This window comes from Aeromonas media (genome assembly GCF_000819985.1).
Lineage (GTDB): Bacteria > Pseudomonadota > Gammaproteobacteria > Enterobacterales > Aeromonadaceae > Aeromonas > Aeromonas media.
This window is the reverse complement of sequence record NZ_CDBZ01000190.1, coordinates 14,532-23,300: the sequence shown is the minus strand read 5'-3', so window position 1 is coordinate 23,300 and position 8,769 is coordinate 14,532. Positions and strand designations below refer to the sequence as shown.

Here is an 8,769-nt window from a genome sequence, read left to right as displayed (position 1 = left end):
TAGGCTGATTCAAGGCATTTACGGGAGAAAAAACGGCTCAAACATGAAGAAATGAAATGACTGAGTCAGCCGAGAAGAATTTCCCCGCTTATTCGCACCTTCCCTTGGGTAAAGAATATGCAGAGCTGGGCATAGACGCAGCTTTAGAGTCGGGAGCACTTAAAGAAATTCCTTTTGTAAGCACAGTCGTAAACATGTGCAATAGTATCAGCATGGTTAAAGACCATATATTTGCAACCAAACTAATTAAGTTTATTAATCAGTTATCAGACGTACCACTGCACGATAGAATGATAATGGTTGATAAGTTAAACGAAGATGATAAGTTCGCTGGAAAAGTAGGCACAGCACTAATTGAAATACTCGACCGCATGGAAAGTGAAGCAAAGCCAGAATTAGCAGCAAAGTGTTTTTCCGCTTACGCCAAAGAAATCATTAACTATAATCAACTTCGTCATATGCTTCATGCACTTGAAAGAATACCAACATTTGAAATAAATGGGATTGCACTATTTTCTCAATCAACGATAAGAGACTCACTCAACATGGATGAGTCGACTCTATTGGCGTATGTAAATACGGGGTTAGGTGTTAATAATGGTGGTTTAGATGGAGGCGCAATCATTCCAACAGAGCTTTGCCGCTTATTTATAAGCAGCGAAATTATTCCAGCACAATCTAAAAAACAAGCCTAACAAACGTTATCAGCTATCTTTTGGATATTATGACACCCACCCTTTTGAGTACCACGTAACCTGCAGCCTTCAAGCGAAGATCCGCTGACGACAAAGCGCATAATCGGAATACAGTAAACAAAGGGGCAAACGCCCCCTTGTTTATCAAAACTTTGTGCTGACAATCCACCTTAGTCGATCAGCTCTCGCTGCCTCAGGGCAGTCAGCAGTTCATCCACCAGCATCTCCACCGGTTTACCGGCGTTGAGCAGATGGATTTCCGGCTGCTCCGGCGCCTCGTAGGCGGAGTCGATGCCGGTGAAGTTGCGGATCTCCCCGGCCCGCGCCTTCTTGTAGAGCCCCTTGGGGTCGCGCTCTTCGCACACGGAGAGCGGTGCATCCACAAACACCTCGACGAACTCGTCGGCTCCTAACAGATTTCGCACCAGATCCCGCTCGGTGCGAAACGGCGAGATAAAGGCGGTGAGCACGATAAGGCCCGCATCCACCATGAGTTTCGCCACTTCGCCAACCCGTCGGATATTCTCCTGGCGGGCGGCGTCGTCGAAGCCGAGATCACCGCAGAGGCCATGGCGCACATTGTCACCATCCAGCAGATAGGTGTGCTTACCCTCGGCCGCCAGCGCCTGCTCCAGCGCCCCCGCCAGGGTGGATTTGCCCGCCCCGGAGAGCCCGGTGAACCAGATCACCAGCGGCTTTTGCCCCTTCTGCTCTGCCCGGCTCTCTTTGTCGACAGCATGGTCGTGCCACACGATATTGCTCATTCAAACTCCTTGCGAGGCATCAGGGCCCCAAAACGAAGAGGGTTGCGCCTTAAAACGGAAACAGCAGGGGCACCATGACGATCACCCCGATGCTGTAGGCCAGGGAGACAGGCACCGCCAGCTTGAGATAATCCGGCATATTGTAGTTGCCCGCCGCATAGACCATGAGGTTGGTCTGGTAGCCGTAGGGCAGTATAAAGCTGGAGCTGGCCCCGAACAGCACCGCCAGGATGAACGGCATGGTGGAGACATCCATGCTGAGCGCCAGCTGGTACCCCATGGGGAACGCCAGGGCCGCGGCGGCGTTGTTGCTCATCAGCTCGGTCAGCACCAGGGTAAACAGGTAGATGCCGATAAAGGCGATGATGGGGCTGGAACCGTTGAACTCCCCCATCAGCCAGTCGGCAATCAACCTGGCCAGCCCGCTCTTCTCCAGCTGATCCGCGATGGCCAGCGCCCCGCCCACCACCAGCCAGATGTCGAGCGGAAAGCGGCGGCGGATCTCATCCAGGGTCAGGATGCGGGAGAAGAGCAGCACCACCAGCATCACCAGCAGCCCCTTGAAGAGCGGCACCAGATCGAACACCGACAACGCCAGCACCCCGAGAAAGCCCAGCACCACGGCGGCGCTGCGCTTGCCATCGAGTCGGGTGGAGGCTTCCAGCCCGCTCACCACCACGAACTCCCGGGAGAGGGACTTGTTGCCCGCAAACTTGGGGCCTGGGGCCAGCAGCAGGGTATCACCGGCGTGCAGTTCAATCTGGCCGAGGCCGCCAGTGAGCTGGGTCTCGCCCCGGCGCACCGCCAGCACCACCGCATCGAAGTGGGTGCGAAACTCCGCATCCTTGATGGTCTGCCCCACCAGCCGCGAGCTGTGGCTGACGATCACCTCCACCAGATGCTGCCCGTTGAGACGGTGCTGGCCGTAGAGATCCAGCCCCTTGAGCTCCTGCAACACGCCGACACTCTCCACGTCGCCGCAAAACAGCAGCATGTCCCCCTCGTGCAACTCATGCTCCGGCTGCACCGGGCAGATCACCTGATCGCCCCGGATGATCTCGGCGAGATAGAGGCTTTTCAGACTGCGCAGGCCGTTCTCCTTCACGCTGCGCCCGGCCATGGGGGAACCGGGGCCCACCTTGGCCTCGAGAAAGTAGCCGGATTCCCGGCTCATCTCGGTGTCCTGCTCCGGCAGGTGGCGGGCAAACAGCAGCACGGCGACCAAGCCGGTCAGCAATGTCCCCGCTCCCACCATAAAGAAGTCGAACATACCGAGCGGCGGCGCCCCCATCTTGATGAGGAAGCTGTTGACGATGAGATTGGTGGAGGTGCCGATCAGGGTCAGCACGCCGCCAAAGGTCGCCGCGAAGCACATGGGCAGCAGCAGCCGGGAGGGCGCATGGTTGGGGTTGCGTTTGACCGCCCCCAGCATGGAGGCCACCACGGCGGTGTTGTTGACGAAGGCCGACAGGAAGGCGGTGGAGAACCACACCTTCACCAGCACCTTGTTGAAGGAGCCGGTGCCCACCAGGTTGGCGAACCAGCTCATGACCCGGGTCTTCTCCACCGCCAGCGACACCAGCAGCAGCAACACCAGGGTCAGCAGGGCGCTGTTGGTGTAACCCGCCACCACGGCGTTGATGTCCGCCAGGCCGCTCAGATAGGTGATGAGCACGGCGCCCGAGAAGAGCAGCGCCGGCCGGAGTTTGCCCTGGATCAGCAGGGCGACGAGGGCAGCCAGCAGACCCAGCACCAGGGATTGTTGCCAGGTCATGGGCTTACTCCTTGCCGGAATCGTTGCTGATGGTCAGCGCCTGCCAGTGGGGGAAGTGCTTGCGCACCAGGGCGTTGAGCTCCACTTCGAACTCGCTGTATTGCCCTTTCACTGCCTTGGCCGCCAGCCCTTCCACTATCATGCCCGCACCGACGGTGACGTTGGTCAGCCGATCGATCAGGATGAAGCTGCCGGTATCGCGGATCTCCTTATAGGGGTCAAACGCCACCGGGTCGGTCAGGCTGAATTCGCACAGGCCGATCTCGTTGAGCTTGAGCTCGGAGGCGGGCAGCTCGTCCAGCTTGTTGATTTCGATGCGGTGGCGGATCGCCTCCACCTGACCGCGACTCTTCTTGGTGGCCAGCTTGACGTCATAGACCCGGCCCGGTTGCAGGGACTCTTCCCCCATCCAGACGATGTGAGCCAGCACGTTCTGGGTCACCTGGGGCTTTTTCGCCGCATCCACCAGCAGGTCGCCCCGGCTGATGTCGATCTCGTCCGCGAAGGTGACCGTGATGGCCTGACCCGGCAGGGCATATTCCAGATCCCCGTCGAAGGTGACGATGCGGGTCACGGTGCTCTCCTTGCCGGAGGGCAGCACCGCAAGCCGGTCGCCAACCCGCAGGATGCCGGAGGCCAGGGTGCCCGCGAAGCCGCGAAAATCGAGGTTGGGGCGGTTCACGTACTGCACCGGCAGGCGCACCGGGTGACGCTCCAGCTCGCGCTCCACCTCGGCGCTCTCCAGCAGGGAGAGCAGGGTCTCGCCTTCGTACCAGGCCAGCTTGTCGCTCGGGTTGACCACGTTGTCACCGTCCAGGGCGGAGACCGGCACTATGTGGATGGTGTCGACGCTGAGCTTCCTGGCGAATTCGCGGTACGCGGCACTGATGCGCTCGAACACCTCCTGGCTGAACTCCACCAGATCCATCTTGTTGACCGCCACCACGAACTGCTTGATGCCAAGGAGGCTCGCGATAAAGCTGTGGCGACGGGTCTGATCCAGCACTCCCTTGCGGGCGTCGATCAATATGATCGCCAGATCGCAAGTGGAAGCGCCGGTGGCCATGTTGCGGGTGTACTGCTCGTGGCCCGGGGTGTCCGAGATGATGAACTTGCGCTTGGCGGTGGAGAAATAGCGGTAGGCCACATCAATGGTGATGCCCTGCTCGCGCTCCGCCTGCAGGCCGTCCACCAGCAGTGCCAGGTCCAGCTTCTCGCCGGTGGTGCCGAGCTTCTGGCTGTCGGACTCCAGCGCTTTCAACTGATCTTCATAGATCTGCTGGGAGTCGTGCAGCAGGCGGCCGATGAGGGTGCTCTTGCCGTCGTCCACGCTGCCGCAGGTGAGAAAGCGCAGCAGGCTCTTGTGTTGCTGGGCGTGCAGGTAGGCTTCAATGCCCTGTTCGCTGATGGCGGTCTGAATATGGTTGTTCATGTTGCGATTCCTTAGAACATTTTTTTAGAAATAGCCCTGACGCTTCTTCTGCTCCATGGAGCCGGCCTGATCGTGGTCGATGAGCCGCCCTTGCCGCTCGCTCGAGGTGGTGATCAGCATCTCTTCGATGATCTCCGGCAGGGTGGTGGCATTGGAGTCGATGGCACCGGTCAGCGGGTAGCAACCCAGGGTGCGGAAGCGCACCAGCTCCTGCTTCACCTCGTCTTCCGGGCCGATGGGCATGCGCTCGTCATCCACCATGATCTTGATGCCATTGCGCTCCACCACTGGGCGATGGGCGGCAAAGTAGAGCGGCACTATGTCGATGTTCTCGAGATAGATGTATTGCCAGATGTCGAGCTCGGTCCAGTTGGAGAGCGGGAAGACACGGATGCTCTCCCCCTTGTTGACCTGGCTGTTGTAGACGCGCCACAGCTCGGGTCTCTGGTTCTTCGGATCCCAGCGGTGGGACTTGTCGCGGAAGGAGTAGACCCGCTCCTTGGCACGGGATTTCTCCTCGTCCCGGCGGGCGCCACCAAAGGCGGCATCGAAGCCGTACTTGTTCAGCGCCTGCTTGAGCCCCTCTGTCTTCATGATGTCGGTGTGCTTGCCGCTGCCGTGCACGAAGGGGTTGATGTCCATGGCCAGGCCGTCCGGGTTCTTGTGGACGATGAGATCCAGCCCGTACTTTTTGGCGGTCTCGTCCCGGAACTTGATCATCTCCTTGAACTTCCAGTTGGTGTCCACGTGGAGCAGCGGGAAGGGGATCTTGCCCGGATAGAAGGCCTTGCGGGCCAGGTGCAGCATGACGGAGGAGTCCTTGCCGATGGAGTACATCATCACCGGGTTTTCAAATTCGGCAGCCACCTCGCGGATGATGTGGATGCTCTCGGCTTCCAGCTGTTGCAGGTGTGTCAGTCTTTCACGGTCCATGTCTGGGTCCTCGGTTCATTGCTATCGCGCCTGCTCGGGGCGCAGTTCTGGTTCAGTTCGGTGCCGCCTTGGCCGCACCGTCAAATCGGTTGCTGTCGCAGCCTGCCCTCAGGCCAGGCTCACCAGCTTCAGTTCGTGGCGGCTCGCCTCTGTTTTGGCCTGTTCGCCACCCTGCTCGCCAAACCAGGCGAGCTGCTTGCGCAGAGCCACCACCTCGCCGATGACGATGAGCGACGGGCTCACCGCCTGGGCTGCCAGTTCGGCCAGCTCGTCGAGGGTGCCGGTCAATACCCGCTGCCGCGCCGTGGTGCCGCGCTCTATGATGGCGATGGGGGTGGCGCTGCTTCGGCCATGGCTCACCAGCTGCTGCTGGATGTGCTCGGAGCGCATCAGCCCCATGTAGATCACCAGGGTCTGGTTGGTGGCGGCGAGCTGCTGCCAGTCGGGCTCCTTGCCATCCTTCTGGCCCCCTTGCTGACAATGCCCGGTGATAAAGACGGCGCTCTGGGCATGGTCGCGGTGGGTGAGCGGTATGCCCGCATAGGCGGTGGCGCCGGCGGCGGCCGTGATGCCGGGCACCACCGAGAAGGGAATGCCCTCCTCTGCCAGCACTTCCAGCTCCTCGCCGCCGCGGCCGAACATGAAGGGATCCCCCCCCTTGAGCCGCACCACCCGGTTGCCCGCGCGAGCGTATTCCACCAGCAGGCGATTGGTCTCCTCCTGGGGCACGCTGTGGGCGCCAGCCTTCTTGCCGACCGACACCAGGGTGGCGTCCCGGCGCACCAGGTCCAGGATCTCCGGGGAGACCAGCTGGTCATAGAGCACCACTTCGGCCTGCTGGATCTGTTGCAGCGCCTTGAGGGTCAGCAGGCCAGGATCGCCGGGGCCCGCCCCCACCAGCACCACTTCCCCCACCTCGGTCTGGGCCTTGTCCAGCCCCTCATTGAGCCAGCGCTCGGCCCCCTGCCAATCGGCTTTCTCAATCAGACCGGCCAGGGTATTGGAGGCAAAGGCGCGCTCCCAGAAGCGGCGGCGATCGGAGAGGGAGGCCAGCACCTGCTTGGCCCGGCGGCGCACCCGGCCGGAGAGCTCGGCCAGCCCGCCGAGATGGCGGGGCAGCAGGCTCTCGAGCCGCTCGCGCAGCAGACGCACCAGCACGGGGGCCTTGCCGCCGCTGGAGACGGCCACCATGATGGGGCTGCGATCGATGATCGAAGGGAAGATAAAGCTGGAGCGCTCGGGATCGTCCACCACGTTGACGAACAGCCCGAGCTGGTTGGCGCTCTGATAGACCAGGGCATTGTCCTCGAGGCTGTCGGTGGCGGCCACCACCAGGATCTGGCCGGCCAGATGGGCCGGGTCGAAGCGCGCCGCCACATGGGTGAAGCGACCGGCAAATTCATGGAAGTCGGGGTCGATCTCGGGGGAGACCAGGGTCAGCCGGGCTCCTGCCGCCAGCAACAGGCGCGCCTTGCGCAGGGCAACCTCGCCCCCGCCCACCAGCAATACCGGGCGGCCTTCCAACCTGGCAAACATAGGTAAATAATCCATCAGGGCCCACTCCTCGGCATACGACGACATCTGGGGCGACTATAGGCAGGAGTCCTTATCCCTCAAAATAATAAAAAATGCTCTTTAATGCGTTTTAGTAATTAGCAAAACCATGTCGTGGCAAAGGGGAGCGAATGTCCTTGTGGTGGTTCGCACCAGACCCTAGGCTAGTGAAAGTGTTTCATAAGGAGCTTTACCATGAATGAGTCATTGATTGTGCTGGGGATCTTCGTGTTCCTGGTGCTGGCCACCCTGAGCGCGGGCATCAAGATAGTGCCACAGGGTTTCAACTGGACCGTGGAGCGCTTCGGCCGCTACACCCGTACCCTCTCCCCCGGTCTCAACCTGCTGATCCCCTATGTGGACAGGGTCGGCCACAAGATCATCATGATGGAGCAGGTGCTGGACATCCCGGCCCAGGAGGTGATCTCCCGGGACAACGCCAACGTCACCATAGACGCCATCAGCTTCGTGCAGGTGGTGGATGCCCGCAAGGGGGCCTATGAGGTCAACGACCTCACCAGCGCCATCCGCAATCTGACCATGACCAACATGCGGACAGTGCTCGGCGCCATGGAGCTGGACGAGATGCTCTCCCAGCGCGACACCATCAACGAGAAGCTGCTGCGCACCATGGATGCGGCCACCGCCCCCTGGGGCATCAAGGTGACCCGGATCGAGATCAAGGATGTACGCCCGCCGCTGGCGCTGGTGGAAGCCATGAACGCCCAGATGAAGGCAGAGCGCCAGAAACGGGCCGAGGTGCTGGAAGCCGAAGGGGTGCGCCAGTCCAAGATACTGAAAGCCGAAGGCGAGAAGCAGTCCCAGATCCTCAAGGCCGAAGGGGAACGCCAGGCCGCCTTCCTCGCCGCCGAGGCGCGGGAGCGGGCCGCCGAGGCGGAAGCCAAGGCGACCCATATGGTCTCGAAAGCTATAGCGGAAGGGGATATGCAGGCCATCAACTACTTCGTGGCCCAGAAATACACCGAGGCCCTGGCCCGCATCGGCGAGGGCCCCAACAGCAAGATCATCATGATGCCGCTGGAGGCGGGCAGCCTGATTGGCTCGGTGGCGGGCATGGCCGAGCTGTTCAACAAAGATGGCAAGGTCGGCAAGTCATGACAGCCCTGTTCGAGGGGTTGACTCACTGGCACTGGCTGGGGCTCGGCTTCGTGCTGCTGGCCATCGAGGTGCTGGGGTCGGTGGGCTTTCTGCTCTGGACCGGCATCGCCGCCCTGGAGGTAGGGCTCTTGCTGCTGCTCTGGCCCTTCGGCTGGCAGGCACAGCTGCTGCTGTTCGCGGCGCAGTCCCTGGTGACCACCTGGGCCTGGTGGCGCTGGCAGCACAAGCGCGACCGCTCGAGCCGCGATGCGGCCGCCCCCATCAACGAGCGGATGCAGAGCTATCTCGGGCGAGAGCTGACCCTGCTGGATGAGGTGATCCAGGGCTCCAGCCGGGTGCATCTGGATGACACCGTCTGGACGGTGCGCTGCCCTGTGCCGCTGCCGGCGGGCAGCAAGGTGCGGGTGACGGGATATGACTCCCACATTCTACTGGTGGAGCCGCTGCCCTGACTGGTGAGCATTTGCCCCGCAGTGGCCATAAAAAAACGGGCCCGGC

Annotated in this window: 8 protein-coding genes; 3 read left to right on the top strand and 5 right to left on the bottom strand. The window is 61.1% G+C overall.

The window, feature by feature from the left end:
- The first annotated feature begins 56 nt into the window (after positions 1 to 56).
- Positions 57 to 695: a hypothetical protein gene (locus BN1127_RS21770; RefSeq protein ID WP_082030132.1), complete on the top strand. Its 639-nt coding sequence runs from the start codon at positions 57 to 59 to the stop codon at positions 693 to 695.
- Positions 696 to 865: 170 nt separating this feature from the next.
- On the opposite strand, the gene cysC is transcribed toward BN1127_RS21770, so the two are convergent.
- The 5 genes from cysC to cysG all read right to left on the bottom strand — a co-directional run bounded on the left by cysC (position 866) and on the right by cysG (position 7,149).
- On the bottom strand, positions 866 to 1,459 hold the full coding sequence (cysC, locus tag BN1127_RS16150; protein WP_042650107.1) for an adenylyl-sulfate kinase: 594 nt from the start codon (positions 1,457 to 1,459) through the stop codon (positions 866 to 868).
- 49 nt (positions 1,460 to 1,508) lie between these two features.
- Positions 1,509 to 3,233 (bottom strand): SLC13 family permease, encoded by a 1,725-nt coding sequence (locus BN1127_RS16145; RefSeq protein WP_042650106.1) that lies wholly within the window; start codon positions 3,231 to 3,233, stop codon positions 1,509 to 1,511.
- Between the two features lie 4 nt (positions 3,234 to 3,237).
- Positions 3,238 to 4,665, bottom strand: a complete 1,428-nt coding sequence (gene cysN / locus BN1127_RS16140; protein ID WP_042650105.1) for a sulfate adenylyltransferase subunit CysN — start codon at positions 4,663 to 4,665, stop codon at positions 3,238 to 3,240.
- Between the two features lie 24 nt (positions 4,666 to 4,689).
- Positions 4,690 to 5,598 carry a sulfate adenylyltransferase subunit CysD gene (cysD, locus tag BN1127_RS16135; RefSeq protein WP_005327673.1) on the bottom strand — a complete coding sequence of 303 codons (909 nt, stop codon included), beginning with the start codon at positions 5,596 to 5,598 and terminating at the stop codon, positions 4,690 to 4,692.
- A gap of 108 nt (positions 5,599 to 5,706) precedes the next feature.
- A complete protein-coding gene (gene cysG / locus BN1127_RS16130; protein WP_042650104.1) occupies positions 5,707 to 7,149 on the bottom strand; it encodes a siroheme synthase CysG in 1,443 nt (480 codons plus the stop codon).
- 198 nt (positions 7,150 to 7,347) lie between these two features.
- Between cysG and BN1127_RS16125 the strand changes: the two genes are divergently transcribed.
- Entirely contained in the window at positions 7,348 to 8,271 is a 924-nt protein-coding gene (locus BN1127_RS16125; protein ID WP_025328220.1) for an SPFH domain-containing protein, read from the top strand.
- The gene (locus BN1127_RS16120; protein WP_042650103.1) at positions 8,268 to 8,723 is read left to right on the top strand and encodes an NfeD family protein; all 456 of its coding nucleotides are present in this window, start codon (positions 8,268 to 8,270) and stop codon (positions 8,721 to 8,723) included. The genes BN1127_RS16125 and BN1127_RS16120 overlap by 4 nt, the downstream gene beginning before the upstream one ends.
- Positions 8,724 to 8,769 lie beyond the last annotated feature (46 nt).